The 20,488-nt window shown below is 36.6% G+C and carries 23 protein-coding genes; 14 read left to right on the top strand and 9 right to left on the bottom strand.

Annotated features, from left to right (window positions below; all coding sequences use genetic code 11):
* Positions 1-84 precede the first annotated feature (84 nt).
* The 5 genes from KPL75_RS13575 to KPL75_RS13555 are packed head-to-tail and all read left to right on the top strand — an operon-like array spanning position 85 to position 4,550.
* Positions 85-1,062 carry a LacI family DNA-binding transcriptional regulator gene (locus KPL75_RS13575; protein ID WP_219920998.1) on the top strand — a complete coding sequence of 326 codons (978 nt, stop codon included), beginning with the start codon at positions 85-87 and terminating at the stop codon, positions 1,060-1,062.
* A gap of 10 nt (positions 1,063-1,072) precedes the next feature.
* Positions 1,073-1,954: an SGNH/GDSL hydrolase family protein gene (locus KPL75_RS13570; RefSeq protein ID WP_219920997.1), complete on the top strand. Its 882-nt coding sequence runs from the start codon at positions 1,073-1,075 to the stop codon at positions 1,952-1,954.
* Positions 1,951-2,868: an ABC transporter ATP-binding protein gene (locus KPL75_RS13565; RefSeq protein WP_219920996.1), complete on the top strand. Its 918-nt coding sequence runs from the start codon at positions 1,951-1,953 to the stop codon at positions 2,866-2,868. The genes KPL75_RS13570 and KPL75_RS13565 overlap by 4 nt, the downstream gene beginning before the upstream one ends.
* A complete protein-coding gene (locus tag KPL75_RS13560) occupies positions 2,861-3,853 on the top strand; it encodes an ABC transporter permease (protein ID WP_219920995.1) in 993 nt (330 codons plus the stop codon). The genes KPL75_RS13565 and KPL75_RS13560 overlap by 8 nt, the downstream gene beginning before the upstream one ends.
* A 19-nt stretch (positions 3,854-3,872) precedes the next feature.
* The gene (locus KPL75_RS13555; protein WP_219920994.1) at positions 3,873-4,550 is read left to right on the top strand and encodes a uracil-DNA glycosylase; all 678 of its coding nucleotides are present in this window, start codon (positions 3,873-3,875) and stop codon (positions 4,548-4,550) included.
* Positions 4,551-4,588: 38 nt separating this feature from the next.
* On the opposite strand, the gene KPL75_RS13550 is transcribed toward KPL75_RS13555, so the two are convergent.
* From KPL75_RS13550 to KPL75_RS13540, 3 genes are all read right to left on the bottom strand, one after another.
* Positions 4,589-4,879 (bottom strand): DUF3817 domain-containing protein, encoded by a 291-nt coding sequence (locus KPL75_RS13550; protein WP_002144657.1) that lies wholly within the window; start codon positions 4,877-4,879, stop codon positions 4,589-4,591.
* A 209-nt stretch (positions 4,880-5,088) separates the two neighbouring features.
* Complete coding sequence (locus KPL75_RS13545) at positions 5,089-5,910, bottom strand: Cof-type HAD-IIB family hydrolase (RefSeq protein ID WP_219920993.1); 822 nt, start codon at positions 5,908-5,910, stop codon at positions 5,089-5,091.
* Between the two features lie 315 nt (positions 5,911-6,225).
* On the bottom strand, positions 6,226-7,509 hold the full coding sequence (locus tag KPL75_RS13540; RefSeq protein WP_219920992.1) for a purine/pyrimidine permease: 1,284 nt from the start codon (positions 7,507-7,509) through the stop codon (positions 6,226-6,228).
* A gap of 95 nt (positions 7,510-7,604) precedes the next feature.
* Here KPL75_RS13540 and KPL75_RS13535 point away from each other — a divergent pair, with 95 nt between their 5' ends.
* The 3 genes from KPL75_RS13535 (at position 7,605) to KPL75_RS13525 (ending at position 9,323) form a co-directional block, all read left to right on the top strand.
* Positions 7,605-8,597 carry a potassium channel family protein gene (locus KPL75_RS13535; RefSeq protein WP_002144661.1) on the top strand — a complete coding sequence of 331 codons (993 nt, stop codon included), beginning with the start codon at positions 7,605-7,607 and terminating at the stop codon, positions 8,595-8,597.
* 6 nt (positions 8,598-8,603) lie between these two features.
* Positions 8,604-8,891: a YwdI family protein gene (locus KPL75_RS13530; protein ID WP_219920991.1), complete on the top strand. Its 288-nt coding sequence runs from the start codon at positions 8,604-8,606 to the stop codon at positions 8,889-8,891.
* 63 nt (positions 8,892-8,954) lie between these two features.
* The gene (locus KPL75_RS13525) at positions 8,955-9,323 is read left to right on the top strand and encodes a DUF423 domain-containing protein (protein ID WP_048374933.1); all 369 of its coding nucleotides are present in this window, start codon (positions 8,955-8,957) and stop codon (positions 9,321-9,323) included.
* Between the two features lie 31 nt (positions 9,324-9,354).
* On the opposite strand, the gene gerQ is transcribed toward KPL75_RS13525, so the two are convergent.
* The 4 genes from gerQ to hemQ all read right to left on the bottom strand — a co-directional run bounded on the left by gerQ (position 9,355) and on the right by hemQ (position 12,623).
* A complete protein-coding gene (gerQ, locus tag KPL75_RS13520) occupies positions 9,355-9,783 on the bottom strand; it encodes a spore coat protein GerQ (RefSeq protein WP_219920990.1) in 429 nt (142 codons plus the stop codon).
* Between the two features lie 27 nt (positions 9,784-9,810).
* Positions 9,811-10,233 (bottom strand): cell wall hydrolase CwlJ, encoded by a 423-nt coding sequence (gene cwlJ, locus KPL75_RS13515; RefSeq protein ID WP_002144663.1) that lies wholly within the window; start codon positions 10,231-10,233, stop codon positions 9,811-9,813.
* A 174-nt stretch (positions 10,234-10,407) separates the two neighbouring features.
* The gene (locus KPL75_RS13510) at positions 10,408-11,685 is read right to left on the bottom strand and encodes a serine hydrolase (protein ID WP_219920989.1); all 1,278 of its coding nucleotides are present in this window, start codon (positions 11,683-11,685) and stop codon (positions 10,408-10,410) included.
* 194 nt (positions 11,686-11,879) lie between these two features.
* Positions 11,880-12,623: a hydrogen peroxide-dependent heme synthase gene (gene hemQ / locus KPL75_RS13505; protein ID WP_002113124.1), complete on the bottom strand. Its 744-nt coding sequence runs from the start codon at positions 12,621-12,623 to the stop codon at positions 11,880-11,882.
* Positions 12,624-12,900: 277 nt separating this feature from the next.
* On the opposite strand from hemQ, the gene pta reads away from it, so the two are divergent.
* Positions 12,901-13,872 carry a phosphate acetyltransferase gene (pta, locus tag KPL75_RS13500; protein WP_219920988.1) on the top strand — a complete coding sequence of 324 codons (972 nt, stop codon included), beginning with the start codon at positions 12,901-12,903 and terminating at the stop codon, positions 13,870-13,872.
* Between the two features lie 75 nt (positions 13,873-13,947).
* Here pta and KPL75_RS13495 read toward each other — a convergent pair whose 3' ends face one another.
* Positions 13,948-14,793: an octanoyl-[GcvH]:protein N-octanoyltransferase gene (locus tag KPL75_RS13495; protein ID WP_219920987.1), complete on the bottom strand. Its 846-nt coding sequence runs from the start codon at positions 14,791-14,793 to the stop codon at positions 13,948-13,950.
* A 148-nt stretch (positions 14,794-14,941) separates the two neighbouring features.
* On the bottom strand, positions 14,942-15,634 hold the full coding sequence (locus KPL75_RS13490) for an RsfA family transcriptional regulator (RefSeq protein WP_219920986.1): 693 nt from the start codon (positions 15,632-15,634) through the stop codon (positions 14,942-14,944).
* A gap of 287 nt (positions 15,635-15,921) precedes the next feature.
* On the opposite strand from KPL75_RS13490, the gene KPL75_RS13485 reads away from it, so the two are divergent.
* The 5 genes from KPL75_RS13485 to KPL75_RS13465 all read left to right on the top strand — a co-directional run bounded on the left by KPL75_RS13485 (position 15,922) and on the right by KPL75_RS13465 (position 20,431).
* A complete protein-coding gene (locus KPL75_RS13485; protein ID WP_219920985.1) occupies positions 15,922-16,146 on the top strand; it encodes a YuzB family protein in 225 nt (74 codons plus the stop codon).
* A 235-nt stretch (positions 16,147-16,381) separates the two neighbouring features.
* On the top strand, positions 16,382-17,437 hold the full coding sequence (locus KPL75_RS13480) for a FecCD family ABC transporter permease (RefSeq protein ID WP_002113119.1): 1,056 nt from the start codon (positions 16,382-16,384) through the stop codon (positions 17,435-17,437).
* Positions 17,434-18,450 (top strand): FecCD family ABC transporter permease, encoded by a 1,017-nt coding sequence (locus KPL75_RS13475; protein WP_219920984.1) that lies wholly within the window; start codon positions 17,434-17,436, stop codon positions 18,448-18,450. The genes KPL75_RS13480 and KPL75_RS13475 overlap by 4 nt, the downstream gene beginning before the upstream one ends.
* 15 nt (positions 18,451-18,465) lie before the next feature.
* Positions 18,466-19,278, top strand: a complete 813-nt coding sequence (locus KPL75_RS13470; RefSeq protein ID WP_002123701.1) for an ABC transporter ATP-binding protein — start codon at positions 18,466-18,468, stop codon at positions 19,276-19,278.
* Between the two features lie 205 nt (positions 19,279-19,483).
* Positions 19,484-20,431, top strand: coding sequence for an ABC transporter substrate-binding protein (locus tag KPL75_RS13465; RefSeq protein ID WP_002159736.1), 948 nt, complete (start codon positions 19,484-19,486; stop codon positions 20,429-20,431).
* Positions 20,432-20,488 lie beyond the last annotated feature (57 nt).

Below are 20,488 nucleotides of genomic sequence, written 5' to 3'. Positions count from 1 at the left end.
TCAAAATGTATTTGCTAAGAAAGGATATACTGTGGAAAGCTTACCAGGTCAAGCAAGAATTTTTGCGGGGAAGGGAAGAATGAGATGACTAATATAAGAAAGATTGCTGAACTTGCTGGAGTATCTGTTTCAACTGTTTCACGTGTACTCAATAATCATCCGTATGTGAATGAACAGAAACGAAAAGAGATTTTAGCGATTATAGAAGAATTAAATTATACGCAAAATGTGAATGCTATTCATTTAGTGAAAGGAAAAACGAATGTAATTGGCGTTTTATTGCCGCACGTAAATGATCAATATTACAGTGCCATTATTGGGGGGATATCGAAGGAAACCGCAAAGAACAATTATAATATGATGCTTTGCCAGACAAATTATAGCGAAGAAAAAGAGCTTGAAATTTTACATATGTTAAAAATGAAAAAGCTTGATGGAGTAATTATATGTTCAAGGACAAATAGTAAGGGGAAACTTGAAGAGTATACGAAGTTTGGTCCAATTGTGATGTGTGAGGAAATAGATTCGAATTTCATTTCAAGTGTACATATTGATTACTACAAAGTATTTTCGCGCGGGATGAAAAGCTTAATAGATGCTGGTCATACACGTATTGGATATTGCATTGGAAGAAGTAATAGCATTAATAGCCAAAGGCGAAAAAAGGCGTATGAGGATTCACTTCAACAGATTGTTGTAACACCGTTAGATGCCTGGAAGTTTAAAGGCTGTTTTACGGTGGAAGATGGGCGCAATGTAGTCAGAGAATGGGCTAGTATGTCTGTAAAACCGACGGCGTTTCTTGTATCTTGCAATCATATTGCTGCAGGAATGGTAACGGAGGCGAAAAAACAAGGAATTCGTATCCCAGAGGATATTACAATTATCGGATGTGATGATCAAGAGGTGGCAGATATATTAGGTATTACGACGATTTCGCATTCTAGTAAAAATGTTGGTGTAAAGGCATTTGAATTATTATATGAAAAGATTAATGATGAGGAAATAGATGTGAAACATGTTGAGCTATTACCAAATTTGGTAGATAGGGAAACGACATAATAGAGAAGGTGTGAAAATCGCTTTTCGAAAATTCGTTTGGTATAATTATGGACAATCTATAGGGGCTAAAAGGGGTTTTGATATGAGATCAAAATTAGTAAAAGTAATTCTACTCATTACAATTGCGTCTTTCTGTTTATTTGCATACGGTTTTGTTTCGGGTGTAAATGATGTATTAAATCCGAAAGCTTCAAAATTAATTACGAAGACTGACGTAGTGGAAAAAGAGAAAAAGAAAACAGGAACGTTACAAATAGTTAGTTTAGGTGATTCGTTAACGCGCGGCGTTGGTGATAAAGAAGGAATTGGCTATATTGGACGAATGAAAGAGGATTTACAAAAAAATTATAAACAAAAAGTTGCACTAACCAATTTGGCAGTTAGTGGTGCGAAAATGCCCGATTTATTAAAACAAATCGAAAGCAGCGGAGCTCAATATTCAATTAAGCAAGCAGATGTAATTGTTTTAACAATTGGAGGAAATGATTTGTTCCCAGGATGGGAATCGCTCGGAAAGATCGATTTAGAGACGTATCGTCCTGATACAGAAACGTTTCAAAATGAAGCAAAGAAAATTATAGAAGAAATTCGTAAATTAAACACAGATAGTCCTATTTTTTGGCTAGGTTTATACAATCCTTTTGAGGATGTAGAAGATTTAAGAGGTTCATCAAATATTGTTGTTGATTGGAATGCTTCTTTAGAGAAGTTAGCATTAAATGATAAAAATGTATATATTACACCGACATTTGATTTATTTCAAAATCGCGGAAAAGATTTATTATACTCCGATCATTTTCATCCGAATGAAGTAGGTTACACATATATGGCGGAGCGATTAGTCCAAAATGTTGTAAGTAAATTAAAACTAGAGCAAGGAGGGGTAAAATGACGACGATACTTTCTGTACGAGACGTGAAGAAGGTAATTGGAAAGAAGACACTTGTAGAAGACATTTCATTTGATGTAAAACAAGGAGAAGTGTTTGGCTTTTTAGGGCCGAACGGAGCTGGGAAAACAACAACAATTCGAATGTTAGTCGGACTGATTAAAGCGACAGAAGGTACTATTTCTATCGGTGGTTATTCTATTAAGGAAAATTTCAGGGAAGCGATGCGTCAAATTGGAAGTATCGTTGAAAATCCAGAGCTTTATACATATTTAACGGGATGGGAAAACTTAAAGCAATTTGCGCGCATGCTTGGTGATATATCAGATGAACGTATTATTGAAATTGCAAAAATGGTTCATTTAGATGAGCGTATTCACGATAAGGTGAAAACATATTCCCTCGGTATGAAACAACGTCTCGGAATTGCACAGGCGCTTCTTGGAAACCCGAAATTGCTCATATTAGATGAACCGACTAATGGTTTAGATCCAGCTGGGATTAGAGAACTACGAGAATTTATACATAAGCTTGTAAAAGAAGAAAATATGAGTGTATTTATTTCGAGTCACTTATTAAGCGAAGTACAAATGATATGCGACCGTGTTGCTATTATTCATAAAGGAAAAATGATAACAGTTGCACCTATTGAAGAGTTGATCAAAACAGCGAGTGATCGTGTAGAATGGGTCGTTACACCAATTTCCAAAGCGAAAGACATGTTAGACGCTGCTGAAGAGGTAGAGGAAGTTATTATAGAAGATGAGCGTTTACTATGTCGTATGGATGTTGCGTCTATTAATGTTTGGAATAAGCACTTTGTAGAAAACGAGATAGATGTACATAGCGTCAAAGAGCTTGTATTTACGCTAGAAGATTTATTTATTGAACTCACAAGGGGTGAGCAACATGCGTGAATTTGCAAATCTAGTTTTAAATGAATCAGAAAAGATTTATCGTAAGAAACGGATTGTTGTTGTCATGCTTATTTTAGCAATCTTGATTCCGCTTTTTGTGTATGCTCAGTATCGTGAAATAGAAACAACGCAAAAAAGGCTTGGTACGACCGATTGGAAAGTATCACTACAGCAACAAATTGTTGATTCACAAAACCGTTTGAACAATTCTAGATTGCCAGAAGAATGGCGGGATTGGCTAAAGGTGAGGGTGGAACAGCAACAATATTATTTAGATCATGATATTAATCCGACTGCACCAGGAGCACCAACATTTGTGAGGGCGTTTATTGAACAAGGAATAACGTTATTTATTCCATTGCTCGTTATGATTGTCGCCATTGATATTGTTTCAGGAGAACGAAGCGATGGTACGATGAAAATGCTTCTGACGAGGCCAATTCGGCGGTGGAAAATACTCCTTAGTAAATACGTGACGATGTTATTTTTCATTTCGCTCATATTGCTTCTTGTTGGCGTGTTTGCTTATGCATTATCAGGGCTTGTATTTGGATACTCTGGATGGAATTTACCTGTGTTAACAGGATTCGTCATTGATAAGGAAACGTTAAATACAAACTTTGTACACCTTATTCCGCAGTGGCAATACATTTTAATGGCGTACGGACTAGCTTGGTTTGTTGCTATCGTTGTTGGAACTATATCATTTATGGTTTCTGTTTTAATTCGAAATACACCAGCTGGTATGGGCGTTATGTTAGCTGCGTTAATTGCAGGCGGCATTTTAAGTTCGTTTGCAACGTCTTGGGAAGGTGCGAAATACATTTTTAGTGTCAACTTATCGCTAACGGATTATTTATCAGGAAAACTGCCTGCATTACAAGGTTTATCGATGGGATTTTCTTTAATGAATTTAACGGTTTGGGCAGTAGTATCTCTTATCATTTCATTTATAGTATTTACAAGGCAGGATATGGTGAATTAATTGGATAGGAAGTGAAGGCATGGAAAACATTTTGCAGAATGATTGGGGACCATTACTTGGGCCAGAATTTGAGAAAGAATACTATCAATCTTTAGCTAACTTTTTAAAAGAAGAGTATGAGGCGCATGTGATTTATCCAAAGAAAGAAGATATTTTTAACGCTCTTCAGTATACAAGTTATGAAAATACAAAGGTCGTTGTTTTAGGACAAGACCCATATCATGGACCGAATCAAGCACATGGTTTAAGCTTTTCTGTACAACCTGGTATTAAAACGCCGCCATCACTGCTAAATATGTATAAAGAACTTCGAGATGAATACGGTTATGAAATTCCGAATAACGGTTATTTAGTAAAATGGGCGGAGCAAGGAGTATTATTATTAAATACTGTATTAACGGTTCGTCAAGGTGAAGCAAATTCTCATAAAGGAAAAGGATGGGAACAGTTCACAAATCGCGTAATTGAGCTATTAAATGAACGTGAAAAGCCAGTTATTTTCATATTATGGGGACGCCATGCACAGGCGAAGAAAAAGTTAATTACAAAGACAAATCATCATATCATTGAATCTGTACATCCAAGCCCACTATCAGCAAGACGTGGTTTCTTTGGCAGTAAGCCATATTCTAAAGTAAATACGATTTTAGCTAATATGAGTGAAAGAGAAATCGATTGGCAGATCCCAAATTTGTAAATAGAAAAGGTAGTTAACAGTCGTTAACTACCTTCTTATTATTGTTCATTTTTTAGTTTTGCATCTAGTACAAAAGTACCAAATGGGATAACTGATGCAACAAGTGCCCCAAGTGCCCATAAAATTGTTTTACGGTGTACGATTGTTACTTGAATTACCGCAAAGATGAATAGTATGAATAAAACGCCATGAGCCATACCTGTAATTTTAACAGCTGTTGCAAACCCTGCAAAATATTTTAATGGCATTGCTACAAATAATAGTAATAGGAAAGAAATCCCCTCAATTAAGCCGATTGCTCTTAATCGTCCGATTGGTGTAGATAACATGAAATAGCCTCCTTTAACGTATGCTTGTATATAGTAAATTTGTATTCTTTTTCAAAATAAAATAGTCTATTTTGTTCCATTATATACAAAAAGAAAGTTTACACTACGAGAATAGTGCAAAGTTCAAAATATAGTCACAAAAGCATTGTAATTTAAATAAAAACCTATTTGAAGTATTTGACTTCAAATAGGTTTTATGAATGAAAATATTAAACAAGCACTTCGCTTTTTAGTACGAATTTCTCTACAACTTTTGCAACGCCATCGTTCATATTTGTATCTGTTACATAGTTTGCAATTTCTTTAATATCATCTGGCGCATTACCCATTGCAACACCAAGACCTGCGAATTCAATCATCGTTTGGTCGTTATAGCTGTCGCCCATTGCGATAACTTCTTCGCGTTTAATACCAAGTTTTTGGATTAGTTGGTTTAGGCTTGTTCCTTTTGTAACACCATATTCAGTGAATTCTAAGAAGAATGGTTTTGAACGCATAACGCTTAATTGGCCTTCTAGTTGTTTTTGTAGTTTCTTTTCTACTTCAACAAGGCGTTCAGCTTCTTTGTTCATTAATACTTTTACTACAGGCTCTGTTACAGCGGCTTTAAAATCATCTACTCCAACAATCGGCATACCAGTAATGTCGCCCTCAATTTCAGTATAAGGATTATTTTCTTCTGTTACGATATCATCGCCAATATAAGTATGAATCCATACATCTTCAGTTTTACTAATTTCAAATAGGCTGTGAACGATTTCAGGAGATAGCGTACTACTAAAGATTTCTTCATTTGTTTTACAGTTAATAATTTTTGCGCCGTTAAAAGATAGAATGAAGCTGCCGTATTCTTCTAAACGAAGCTCTTTTGCGACGTTGCGCATACCAAACGTTGGACGACCAGAAGCAAGTACTACTTTAACTCCTTGCTCTTGTGCTGTCATTAAAGCCTCTTTCGTACGAGGTGAAATGGTATGGTCATCGCGTAATAAAGTATCATCTAAATCTAAAACAATCATTTTATAAGTCATATCGAAAATTCCTTTCTTTGTTGGAATAGAAATAAATTTTTATGAAGATATTGGGGAATATATAGTAAGACATCGAACCTCTTTACATGAAATTAGGAGAAGTTCTGCATTGTTAGTATAAATTATCATGAGCGTGTTGCCCATGATAATTTATACCGCTATTTGCGGGCAGCAAGACTTCCACCTCAAAGTTCAGCTGGAGCAAAGAAGTTAGGTGGGAGTCGGGCTGCCCGTAAACCCCCACTGATTAAAGTTTCACTTTATCATTATCGTAACAACTCTAAAGGTAGAGTGCAATAATGGAAGTTTTCCAATTTACGATAGTTGTTTTTCGTTAGAACGAGAAAATAATATTTCGAGCAAAATAGCCATTACAGATCCAAGAACGAGACCGTTACTAAAAAATGATGCTAAAAATGGTGGTAGCGTAGAAAACGCTCCTGCTGGAACAAACATAACTCCGACTCCTGTAAAGATTGAAAGGCCTGCTACTTTAAATAATCGTTCTTTATTTTGCACAGTGTCATATTCGCGAAAAGCGAGACCAATCATACTTGCAAACACAGGGTAAATCGCAGCATATCCAACTGCAACAGGGATTGCTGCAAAGAATGAAGTAATCTTTGGGAATATACTAACAAGAATAATAAAGCTTGACCCTAACATAAATGGGAGGCGTTTATAAATATTAGTCGTTGCGATAAACCCTGCTGATCCAGAAATAGCAACAGGACCAATGGCTGAAAATAGACCACCTAGCAATTGATTTATTCCTGTTATAATGCCAGCTTGCTTGAAGCGATTCTCCGCGGCATTTTCTTCATACTTAGAAACAACCTTTTGTACAACGCGAATACTTGCTAACATATTTGTTAGAAGTAGTAGTGTGACGAAAACGACCGTAATTGCCATGTTCCATTCAATGCGGGGCATTCCGAAAACAAATAGAGATGGAAGACGAATTATATCTGTCACAGGTGTTACTGGATTAGATAATCCGAAGCAAGCGAATAATATCCAGCCGCAGACGATACTGAAAAGAACGGAATATTGTCCAATAATAGGTAGCTTCATAATGAAAAAAGATAGTAAAATAACAATGAGTGAAAGAATAAATACCTTTGGTTGTACTTCTGTATGTTGTCCATCAAGGCCAAACATCCCTTTTAAGAAGGAGCCACTAAGTTGTGCGACAAGAAGGAATAAATATGTTCCAATTACTGTAGGTGTAAAGTAACGAACTAGTTTATCGATTAGTCCAAAAACACTAAGAATAATACAAATGATGCCACTTAATAGGAAAGCGTACTGAAGGACCTTAAGTGTTTCATTGCTTGATCCAAATAATACAACGCCTAAACTTGCATACAGGGAGAAAATTCCCCACCAAAGGCCTGCGGGACCTTCTTGAATAGGAAGTTTATGACCGAATATAGCTTGCAGTAGGCCGGCAAAACCGAGAACAAATAATGTCCTTTGTACAAACGCGATAGCTTCAGCGCCATCAAGACCATAACTAGTTGCAACACTAATTGGTACAATAAGACTTCCAGCTAAAATAAATAGTGCCCATTGTAAGGCAGAAAGAAATAGCTTCATTATATCAACCTCTTTCATAGATTCCGTTTCTAGTATATAGGTATTTCATTTCCTTTGGCAAAGATTGTAGATAGAGAAAAGAGTTGAAATGTAATATGAATGCACGTAAGCAATTATGGATAGCAGTTATATGTATGACCTTTGTTGTAATTCTAGGAACGCTAGGATTTATGACAATTGAAGAGATTAGCTTGTTTCAAGCATTTTGGATGACGATGATTACTGTATTAACGGTTGGATATGGTGATGTAGTGCCTGTAACACAGGCAGGAAAATTTTTTGCGCTCCTTATTATACCTGTTGGCGTCGGTATCGTTACGTATGCAATGGGGGTAGTAGCAGCTATGATCATTGAGGGTAACTTATTTCATGCGGTGCGGAGGAAGAAGATGGATAAACAAATAGCACAGTTACAAAAGCATATTATAGTATGTGGTTGCGGAAGAGTAGGGCTTCAAGTTGTACATGAATTACAGGAAAAGAAAATCCCATTTGTAGTTGTGGATAAAGATGAAAGTATATTCGAACAGGAAAAGCTTTTATATGTACATGGGGATGCAACTGAAGATCAAGTGTTACATAATGCGGGAATTTCGAAGGCAGCAGGTCTAGTGGCTATCGTAGCAAACGATGCTGAAAATGTATTTATTACATTAACGGCAAGAGGGCTTAATGATGCAATTAAAATTGTAGCAAGAGCTGAAAAGCCAGAAACAGAAGAGAAATTACGGCGCGCTGGTGCAAATAAGGTTATTAATCCATCTAGTATGGCAGGAATTCATATCGCAAAAGGTATTGCGAATCCGTTAACAGTTCATTATATTGATACAGTATTGTATGGAATAGAGCAATCATTTGTAATTGAAGAAATTCAAGTTGGTAAAGATTCTATCCTAGCCAGTAAATCGTTACTAGAGAGTAATGTGAGAAATCAATTTGATGTAACAATTTTAGCAATTTTGAGAGATGGGGATATTATCCATAATCCAACGGGGCAGGAAAAACTGCAAGAACATGATATGATAATAGTATTTGGTTCAGTGGAGAAACTGGGGCAATTTGAGAAAGAACTACAAAGTAAGAGGTGACAAGGAATGCAAGTATCTAGCGATAAGGTTTTAAATAAAATGGCGAGTGAAATTGCAAGGGCAAAAAGTAGTGAAGGACAAAAATCAAAAGAGCATTTATTAGTTGTGCGTGCATTATGTGATTTATTATTAGATGAACAAGTTGAGCCTTCTACGTATAGAGAACCACAAGTTCAATCACAAATAATCGGATCTCAGCCTATAATAACAGTTCAACCGGTTATGCCAGTTTCTGGAGAACCTGTGTATATAAAAGAAGAAGGTGCAAATGGTAATTCTTTATTTGATTTTTAAGGATTAAATCGTTTGGATTATATGTGAAAATTGCTTATGATAAAAATAAAAAGGGGAATTAAGATGAAAATTTTCTTTTTACTAGGTTGTATTGCAGCGGGGCTATCTGTTGCGTTAGGGGCTTTTGGAGCACATGGTTTAGAAAATAAAATTTCTGCAAAAATGTTAGAAGTGTGGAAGACGGGCGTTACATATCAAATGTTTCATGCAGGTGGCTTATTTGTAGTTGCTCTATTAATGGACAAAATACAATCATCACTTTTAAGCACTGCAGGTTGGCTTATGGTAGCTGGGATTATTATGTTCTCAGGCAGTCTTTATGCTTTAAGTACAACAGGGATTAAGTTCTTTGGCCCAATTACACCGCTTGGTGGTGTAGCGTTTATTGTGGCGTGGATTTTAGTCGGAACTGCAGTTGTAAAAGGATTATAAAAAACAAAAGCTGGCATTTGCCAGCTTTTTTTTATGGTCTTGGAGCATAAGTTGCTTGTTGACCAGGTAAATACGCAATTTCTCCTGGGAATTCTACATAATCTAAATAAATCATTAGTAGTAAAAATCGTTTTCCAGATTTTGGCTCACTAATAACGATATGATCACGGCCGGCTGCCTCGATAATCCCTGTATAAGATTGTGTGCCAAGCGAGCTACCACGTTCATAAGTCATTACAACTGTAGCTGGCTTACCCTTATTTAAACGAAGGATGTTTTCAATATACGATTGCTCTAGTGGTAACATCCCTTGAGAAACTGCAAGTTGAGCCTGAGCAACTTGTTGTTGCATCGCTTGCTGTTGTTGCTGTTGCTGCGCGGTCATTTGTTGCGGTTGTACATAAGTTCCAGATGGTTGATAAAAACCTGTTCCGTAGTACGGGTTTTGTTGCTGTGCCATTCAAAAATCCCTCCTCATTTTCATTCCTTAATATACGCTTGGACAATCCTCACCGGATGGTTGGAAGAAGCAGTGCTTTTTAAAACGTCCTGAATTTTGTTGGTTATACCAAGTTGGCGGGCAAGGACCTTCAGGCCTAAAGAACCATAGGGAAAAGTTGGCGGGCCAAAAACGTTGTCCCTGAATTGTCCGGCGGGCTAAGGCGATATCTTGTTCTCTCGCTCGTTGATAAAAATACCCTTTTTGGGTTGCTTCAAAACCACCAGGATTTTGATAAACCATCTGACGTAAATTTCGGACTTTTTTAAAGTCTAAGCAATCTCCGCGGACACGATTTACACCGACATTTCCAACCATTAGCATGCCTTGTTGGCCTTCTCCTTCAGCTTCAGCACGCATGAGTCTAGCTAATAACTTTACATCTTCTTCTGTATGTGCGATAACACCCATTATGTGTCACCTCTCTTTTTGGAATGCCCTTCGGAAAGAGGTTTTTTCTAGATGAAGTGTGGAACAATTACTAGTTCATACGTATGAGAAAAAGGACGCAGATATGACAACCAAACGAAGTTTTACATTTTGAGAGGAAAAGAAAAAAAGCTAGCGTGAGCTAGCTTTTCATCATTAAAATACTTTAGACCATAAGTTTGAGAAGAAATCGCCAATTGAACACATTGTTAATACGAACCAATTTGCTTTTTCTACTTCTTCAGTCGTTTTTGCAGTAACTTTTATACTTTTATTTCCGTCTAAGAAACCATATTTATCAGTTGGTTCTAAAACGATGGAACCGACCTTTGCATCTTTCTTAATAGGAGCAACTAAATGTCCATCTTCAGCGAGTGACTTATCCGCTTCAGTAGAAATTTTGTAAGGTGATTTGCTACCCTTTGCAGTAACTACTGTCACTTCTTTTTCTGGTGCAACTGTTACGTAGTCTTCTTTTCCTTTTACTACAGAAATTTTGTTATTTTTATCTACTTTTAATTTCTGTTTTTCGAAGTTATTAAATCCATATTCAATTAATGCGCGAGATTCTGTGAAACGTTCGTCCATTGATTTCGTTTTAATAATAACAGAAATAAGACGTAAATCACCGCGTTTTGCTGTAATAGTGAACCCATACCCAGCGGTATCAGAACTTCCTGTTTTTAAACCATCTGCTCCTTCATAAGAGAAAGCAGCACCTGGTAACATCCAGTTCCAATTTTCCATACGAATTGGTTTCGGATGATTATCTGGGAAGTTTCTAAATCTTTGTTTTGTATCCTCTAGCATTTCTGGATACTTTGTAATAATTGTTTTTGAAAGAATACCCATATCGCGAGCTGACATGGAATTTTCTCCATTCGGATCAGTTCCTTCAGGATGCTTTCCTTTTAAATCAGCGTTGTTTAACCCAGTAGCGTTTACAAATTTATATTTCTTTAACCCTAGTTTTTTCGCATGTTCATTTTCCAGATTCAAGAAGTTCTTTTCACTTCCTGCAAGTAATTCTGCTAAAGCAATACTAGATCCATTCGCGGAGAAGATAACGATAGAATGATATAATTCTCTTACGGTATATTGGCGTCCCTTTTCGAACGGTACGTTAGAGAATTCATTATTACGTGAAACTTCAAAAGCGTAATCAGAAATGTTTACTTTCGTATCCCAAGTGATTTTTCCTTCTTTAATTGCTTCTAATACGGCATAAACAACAATTAATTTTGACATACTAGCGATAGCTAGTAATTCATCTGGATTTTGTTCATGCAGTATTTTTCCTGTATCTGCATCAAATAGAAGTGCAGCAGCTGCCTCTATATGTATTTTTTCTTCCGCATGGGATGTTGTTACTCCTAAGGAAGAAAATGACAATAGAAACAATAGTGAAATAGACAAGATTTTCTTCATATACATTATCACCTTCGCATCGTTATTAGCATATAGCTCGTACCATTTTAGCATAAATTTGGATGTGAAAAGGTTACAATCTTACAAGAAATTTGAAAAGAATTTGTCGATTTTTGTTCAAATTTGCAGAGAAAAGAAGGTTTTTGCAGGTTAATGTAGAGGGTAATAAAAAAAGGAACGAATTTCGTTCCTTTTTTATATTATATGTGTAAAAATGTTGTTACTTTTTCGCTTGGTAAAATGTTTCCGACAAAGAATGTTCCAAATTCACCGTAGCGAGCACTTACTTCATCGAAGCGCATTTCATATATAAGTTTCTTAAATTGAAGAACATCGTCAGCAAATAATGTTACGCCCCACTCAAAATCGTCAAATCCAACTGATCCTGAAATAACTTGGCGCACTTTACCTGCGTACTGGCGACCGATTTTGCTATGACTGTACATAAGTTTCTTACGTTCATCCATAGGAAGCATATACCAGTTATCATTACCTTGGCGACGTTTATCCATTGGATAGAAGCAAATGTGATTTGCTTTCGGTAACTCAGGATATAAGCGAGCTAAGACTTGTGGGTTTTGGTATGGGTCTTCATCAGCTGGAAGATAGTTGCTTAGTTCAACAACAGATACGTAAGAATATGCAGGAACTAAATATTCAGCTAATGTTGTTTTATTTAATTCTGTTTCGATTTCATTTAACTCTTCCATTGTTGGACGTAAGATCATAAGCATAATATCTGCTTTTTGACCAACAACTGTATACATTGCATGACTGCCTTTTTTTGCAGTAGCTACTTCGTTCCATTTTTCAACGACATTTAAAAATTCAGACACTGCTTGTCCGCGTTCGTCACTAGATAATGTTTTCCATGCTGCCCAATCAATAGAACGTAAATCATGTAAACAATACCAGCCATCTAACGTTGTTGTTGCTTCACTCATTCTATTCACCTCAGTTAATGATATTTTACACGTTAACTATAGCATATATAGGTTTAAAAACATCTATATAAAGTTTCGGTGCATAAAACTGTCACATTTATATTTACCGGAAAACGGGAGAAAATAAGGTTTAAGTAGGTCTTATTTTCTGGCTGAATTTTATGAAAATATAATCATTTTCATTTTATCTATTTTTTGGGAGCTATAAGTTTAAAATATAGCTGAAAAGAAGTATTCTTAAAGGTAGAGTTTTTAACATTTGTAGGAGGGTTTATTCGTGAGCAATTTATTTACAGCAGTAAAAGAAAAAGTTCAAGGAAAAGGCATTTCTATCGTACTTCCTGAAGGAACTGATGAAAGAATTTTAGGCGCTGCAGAGCGTTTAGCAAAAGAAGAGTTAGTAAAACCAATTTTAGTTGGTAATAAAGAAGAAATTAGCGCAAAAGCTGCTAGCATGAACTTAACATTAGCAGGCGTTGATATTTACGATCCAGCTACATACGAAGAAATGGATGCAATGGTAGCATCTTTCGTTGAACGCCGTAAAGGTAAAGCAACGGAAGAAGACGCTCGTAAAATCCTTAAAGACGAAAACTACTTCGGTACAATGCTTGTATACATGGGCAAAGCACAAGGTTTAGTAAGTGGTGCAGCTCACTCTACTGCTGATACAGTTCGTCCAGCACTTCAAATTATTAAAACAAAACCAGGCGTTACAAAAACTTCAGGCGTATTCATCATGGTACGTGAAGAAGAGAAGTATGTATTCGCTGATTGCGCAATTAACATTGCACCAAATAGCCAAGATTTAGCTGAAATTGGTATCGAAAGTGCGAAAACTGCTGAACTATTCGGCATTGATCCACGCGTTGCTATGTTAAGCTTCTCTACAAAAGGTTCTGCGAAATCTCCAGAAACAGAAAAAGTTGTAGAAGCAACTCGCATTGCAAAAGAAATGGCTCCTGAATTAACTTTAGATGGAGAATTCCAATTCGATGCTGCATTCGTACCATCTGTAGCTGAGAAAAAAGCTCCAGGTTCTACAATTAAAGGTGATGCTAACGTATTCGTATTCCCAAGCTTAGAAGCTGGTAATATCGGCTACAAAATCACTCAACGCTTAGGTAACTTCGAAGCAGTAGGACCGATCTTACAAGGTTTAAATATGCCTGTAAACGATCTATCTCGTGGATGTAACGAAGAAGAAGTGTACAAGTTAGCTTTAATTACAGCAGCTCAAGCACTTTAATTCTATAACGAATTGATATGAAAAATGACCACCCTATTTCGTGTATAACGGAATGAGGGTGGTCATTTTTGTTTTTTATTTTTCTAAACTAAGTGCCTTATTGTTACGATCAATAATACGTTGTAAATTCATCTCATATAAAGGGACTTCATCCAACGTTAGTTGAGATGGTGTTAACTTTGGAGCGAATTGTTGCAACGTTTTTAAAAGACGCATCATTAAATCTTGCACTGTAATTGTTTCGCCAAGTAATTCAGATAGTGAAGCCATCGTACTTGGCACAATTTCAGGATACGTAAATCGTGTTTCTTCTCCTTGAATTGCTACGTTGTAAAAATCACGAACGAGGGCCGCGCGCTCAGATCCGCTTCCTGTCGCACATAAGTAAATTTGTACAGCAACGCCTCCGCGAATACGACGCTGAGAAATACCAGCAAATTTTTGATCGCGAATGCTCAAATCATAGCTACCAGGGCAATAAGAACCAACAATTTCTTTTGCCTCGATAGTAACATCGTAATCTTTTAACATTTCCTTAATTAAATGCCACATTGTATCGTATCCAAGATCGATGTCGATACCTTTTTCTGTTTCTTGGAATAAAAGTGATACGTTTAAAACACCTTCATCAAGTACGACAGCAAGTCCACCGGAATTACGAACGATAACATTAAAGTCGTTTTGTTTTAAAAAGGAAATACCTTCTTCTAAATGTGGTAGGCGTGAATCTTGAATGCCAAGTACAATTGTATTGTGATGAACCCAAGAGCGCATTGTTGCAGCTGATTCGCCATTTCCAATACTTGTGCATAATGTGTCATCCATTGCGAATGACTGCAACGCATGGAATGTTGGTCCTAAACTAGACTGATCCACAATGCGCCACTCTGGCTGAGATAAAATCGAACGGGAATTGCTCATATAACTAACCCCTTATTTATAAAATGACAATCTTTATTATAGCAAAAAATGAAGAAAGGGGTTTCCCATATATAAAGGGAGATTCTAAAGTTGAAGAAGCACATATGGTTGAAGTGAAATAAGAAAAGGATGCACATATGCATCCTTTTTATTCTGCAATTTTTTCTAAGTTACCGTTTCGATCCATGCGGAAAGATGTTTGTGAGCGTTCCTCATCATCCATTACTGCTAATTTACGAGCACGGTTCATAATATTCATAAGTGTTTCGTAATCCTCTTGTACAGTATGAGATTGTTGTTCTAATCTTTCTAGTTTCTTTTCTAGTTCTTCATTTCGTAAGATTTGCGCTTTAATTTCTTGTTTCAATCTCGTATTCTCGTTTTCAAGAGCTGTTACTTTTATATTTGAAGATCCAACTGTTTGTAAAAAGTAAATAACATCTTGCATTGTTATTGAGCTTTTTGGAGCAGGGACAGTCGGCTCTTGATATGGAATAGCTTCTGTATATTGAACAGCTGTTTCATACGGTACGTGTTCTTCATAATCAGTTATCGCCGCTGAAGCTGGTGGTGTATAAAGCAAACGTTTTTTTGCCTGTTCACCGCCCACAGCACGCATTTTATCTTTACGATGTTTTTTTGCTAGTTGAAGAGCTTGTTCATAGCTATAGCGAACAACAGCATTCCAGCGGAAACCACAAGCAGCAGATGTGCGATTTAACTGATCTCCTACTTCTTCAAAAGCATTTAATTGAGTACTTCCTTCTCGAACATGGCGAAGCACTGTTTCAGCAAGTAATAAATCGTCCTCGTCTGTCCAAGCATCTTGTCTTACTTTCATAGATTCAACTCCCTTTCTTTTTATGAACTTCCTATTTTTATAATGGGCAAAAAAATGAGCTTTTATACAAAGCTTTTAAAAATATGGTAGATTTCAATGAAGGGAAGAAATTTTGTTATGAATGATGAAAGCACTTGTAGGAGAAAATACACATAATATGTAGCTTTACGTAAGGATAGAGCTATATGAAGAGACTTGCAACAAGCCCCAAAGAGCGGTAAAATACCATTTAGTGTTTATTTTTAAATGTACTTGTGAAAAGTTTAAAATAGAGGAAGTGTTATATAGTGGGAAACGAATTTCGTGTGTGTGATGATTGTCAGGCAACGAATGTTAAAACGTTGATTCCGAAGTTAAAAAAAGTAGATTCATGTGCAACGATTGAAGTTGCATGTCAGTCTTACTGTGGCCCTGGTCGTAAAAAGTCATTCGCATTTGTAAATAATCGTCCAGTTGCAGCTCCAACAGAAGATGAATTAATTACAAAAATCGAAATGAAATTAAATAAGTAAGAAAAAGAAGAGTGAACAGATTACTCTTCTTTTTTTATGTCCATAAGATAGCGTTTTGTATGAATTCGTATTTCAAAATAATGGTTGACAGTCTTTTGACGTGGTAGGTAGAATAGAAAGTGTCTGATTCTGAGAATCATTATCAGGAAAAATCAATTCATCTAATTTTTTTATTATTATTTGAGAATAAATTTCATTTTATTAAATATATGTTGTTGGTTAGGATGGTTGAGGGATGGAAGCGAGCGCAAGGAGTATAGAACAGCAAGATGTGAATGTTAAAGAGATTAAGAGCAGACCGCTCGTTGCTTCTATTATTTTAATAGCGGGCACAATTTTGTTAGCTTTAAGCATGGCAGTTTCTATTTCGTTTGGTGCTGCAGATATTAGTTTAAAGACCGTTTGGCAAGCTGTATTTCAGTTTGATGGGTCTATAACGCATCATAACGTAATTCAAGAACTTCGCATGCCTAGAGCAATAGGGGGCGTAGTTGCAGGTGCCTTTTTAGCGGTATCAGGAGCAATTATGCAAGGCATGACAAGAAACCCACTTGCATCACCATCGTTAATGGGGATTACAGATGGTGCTGTATTCGGGATTGCAATTATGTATGCATTCTTCCCTAATTCACCTTATTTAATGTTTGTTATCGCATCTTTTATTGGAGCTGCGTTTGGAGCGAGCATTGTATATGGTATTGGATCTTCTTCACCAGGTGGATTAACGCCTGTGAAATTAGCTTTAGCCGGTGCAGCAATTAGTGCTTTATTAGGGGCAATTTCATCTGGAATTGCACTGTATTTCAACCTTGCCCAAGAGGTGAGTATGTGGAATGCAGGCGGTGTTGCTGGGGTGAAATGGCAAAGTATTAATATGTTAGTACCGATTGGTCTTGTTTGTCTCGTTATAGCAATTATGATGTCGAGATATATTACAATTTTAAGCTTTGGTGAAGAGATTGCGATTGGACTTGGTCAAAATACGACATTAATTAAATTTATCGGAACAGTACTTGTTCTTGTATTAACAGGTTCTGCGGTTTCTATGGCAGGGTCAGTTGGATTTGTTGGACTTGTAATTCCGCATATGACTCGTTTCCTTGTAGGCTCAGATTATAGATGGGTTATTCCATGTTCTGCGGTCTTAGGTGGATTGTTAATTGAATGTGCAGATATGTTATCTCGCGTTATTAATCCACCATTTGAAACGCCAATTGGAGCAATTACAGCGCTAATTGGAGTTCCATTCTTCCTCTACTTAGCACGTAATGAAGGGAGAGGAAAGATGTGAGGACGAGCGTCTTAACAAAAAAGAACGTTTCTATTTTAACGATTTTAGTAGGATTAATTGTCGCTGTATTTTTAGTAAGCTTAAATACAGGGACATTTAAAATACCTCCAATAGATGTATTAAAGTCATTGGTTGGACTAGGTGCAGAAGACCAATCTGTTATTTTATTTGAATTTCGTATGCCACGTATGGTTATTGCTATATTAGTTGGTTCTGCATTAGCTATGTCAGGTGCAATTTTGCAAGGGGTATCACGAAATCCACTTGCTGATCCAGGTATTATAGGTATTAACGCCGGAGCGGGATTAACAGTTGTTGTATTCGTCTACTTTTTCTTTGGAAAAGTTGGAACTGGTACATTTTTATCTGTATTTATCCTTCCATTCTTTGCGCTAGTTGGTGCGATATTAGCAGCGATTATTATTTATTTACTAGCATGGAAAGACGGCGTTTCATCTACTCGATTAATTCTTGTTGGTATCGCTGTTGCAGCCGGATTTGGTGCTGTTAGTTTAATTTTTTCTATGAAGATGACATCGAACGACTTCCGTTTTGCAACAATTTGGTTGGCAGGAAGTTTATGGGGAACAGATTGGAAATTCGTACTAAGTGTACTCCCATGGATGGTTATTTTCTTACCACTTGCCATTAGTAAAGCGCACATATTAAATGTAATGAATTTAGGCGACTCTACAGCAGTTGGCCTTGGTGTAAACGTAGAAAAGGAAAGACGTAAATTATTATTTATTGCGGTTTGTTTAGCTGGTGCATCTGTTGCTGTTGCGGGCGGCATTGGTTTTATCGGTTTAATGGCTCCGCATTTAGCGAGACGCCTCGTTGGTGGTAAACATCAAATTATGTTACCAACAGCTGCATTAATAGGAACGTTCTTGCTTTTATTTGCAGATGTAATTTCAAGAAGCGTGTTACCAACTTCAGAAATACCGGTCGGTCTTGTTATTTCTGTAATTGGCGCACCATATTTCATATATTTACTTATGAGGACAAAATAAAGGGAGGCTTTTTGTATGGCAACTTTAGCAGTTGATGCGGTATCTGTTGGCTATAATGAAGGGTTAATTATAGATGGATTAACAGTTGAAATTCCGGAAGGACAAATTACGACGATTATTGGACCAAATGGTTGTGGGAAATCCACATTATTAAAAACTGCTTCTCGTATTTTGAAAGCAAAACGAGGTACTGTTTATCTTGATGGAAAAGCAATTGAGAAACAACCAACGAAAGAAATCGCAAAGAAAATGGCGATTTTACCACAAACTGCAGAAGTGCCAACAGGTCTTACTGTGTTTGAACTTGTTTCATATGGACGTTTTCCTCATCAAAAAGGATTTGGAACATTGAAAGAAGAGGATTATCGCTACATTCACTGGGCACTTGAAGTGACGGGGATGACAGAATTCGCAAATCGTCCAGCAGAAGCTTTATCAGGTGGTCAGCGTCAACGTGTATGGATTGCGATGGCTCTTGCACAAGGAACAGATTTACTCGTGTTAGATGAACCAACAACATACTTAGATATGGCTCATCAACTTGAAGTATTAAACTTACTGAAGAAGTTAAATCAAGAAGAAGGCAGAACGATTGTTATGGTTATTCACGATTTAAATCATGCTTCTCGTTTCTCTGATCATATGATTGCATTAAAAGCTGGGAAGTTAATGAAACAAGGAACGCCAGATGAAGTTATGACAAGTGAAACGCTTCGTAACGTATTTGAGATTGAAGCTCAAATCGTTCCATGTCCAGTAAACTGTAAACCAATTTGTTTAACATACGATTTAGCGATGATTAATAATCAATTGCGTAAAAAAGCATAATTAATAGAATTTCCCCCTCTTAAAGAGGTGAGAGGGGGGAGTTCTAATGGACGTTGAGCTTCTTACCCATGGATGGGAAGTTGAACGCCCGTTAGAACGGGTTATAAACAACGATTAATAAAAATATATTAATTAAATGTTGTTTTCATGTTTCTTATAGTTACATGCAAATTATAAGAGAAATACAGCTAGAAGGAGTGGGAATATGAAGAATTTTAAAATGGCACTATTAGCAATGGTACTAGTTGTTACTTCTGTACTATTTGCAGCTTGTTCTAACAAAGAAGAAGAAAAGAAAGCAGATGCGAAGGATGCGAAGACTGAAGAGCGCACTGTACAACATGCAAAAGGGGAAATTAAAATCCCTGCAAATCCAAAGAAAATTGCTGACCTTAGTGGTTCAACAGAAGAATTATTAATTTTCGGTATGAAACCGATTATTACTGCAAATACAACACAAGAAAAAATTGATGGACATATTGCAAAGAAATTAGAAGGTGTGAAGCCAGTAGGTTCTGCTTGGGGCGATAAAATTAACATCGAAGCAGTAGCTGCCGCAAAACCAGACTTAATTCTTGTAAACAATCGTCAAGAAAAGATTTATGATCAATTATCTAAAATTGCACCAACAGTTATGTTGAAAACTCCATTAGACCAATGGCGTCCAAAATTCGAAGAAGTAGGTCAAATCTTCGGTAAAGAGAAAGAAACGAAAGAATGGTTCAAACAGTATGATGAAAAAGCAAGCAAATTACATGACAAAATCATCGCTAAAACTGGTGATGCAACATTCATGAAAATGGCTGCATATCCAAATGCTTTCCGTGTATACGGTGACTACGGTTACGGTAGCGTAATCTTTAATGACTTAAAATTACCAGCAGTTAAAGGTACACCAACGGATAAGCCGCTAGTGCAAGTACAAAAAGAAGCTTTAATCGATTACAACCCAGATTACCTATTCGTATTTACAACTGGTGACGGTTCTCAGCGTCTAAAAGAATTCCAAGAAGAATCAATTTGGAAAAATATGAACGCTGTTAAAAACAATCACGTATTCACAATTAGCAATGAAGACCTAAACAAAGGATACTTCCCGCTAGGTAAAGAAATGATCTTAGACGAAGTTGCTGAGTTTGTTTTAGGAAAATAATATATAAGGAAAAATCACTTTTACGTCGGTAAAAGTGATTTTTCTTTATATAACAGG

The sequence above is a fragment of the Bacillus sp. NP247 genome (assembly GCF_018966865.1).
Classification (GTDB): Bacteria; Bacillota; Bacilli; order Bacillales; family Bacillaceae_G; genus Bacillus_A.
Note: the sequence above shows the minus strand (reverse complement) of the source record. Positions and strands in the feature narration are given on the sequence as shown.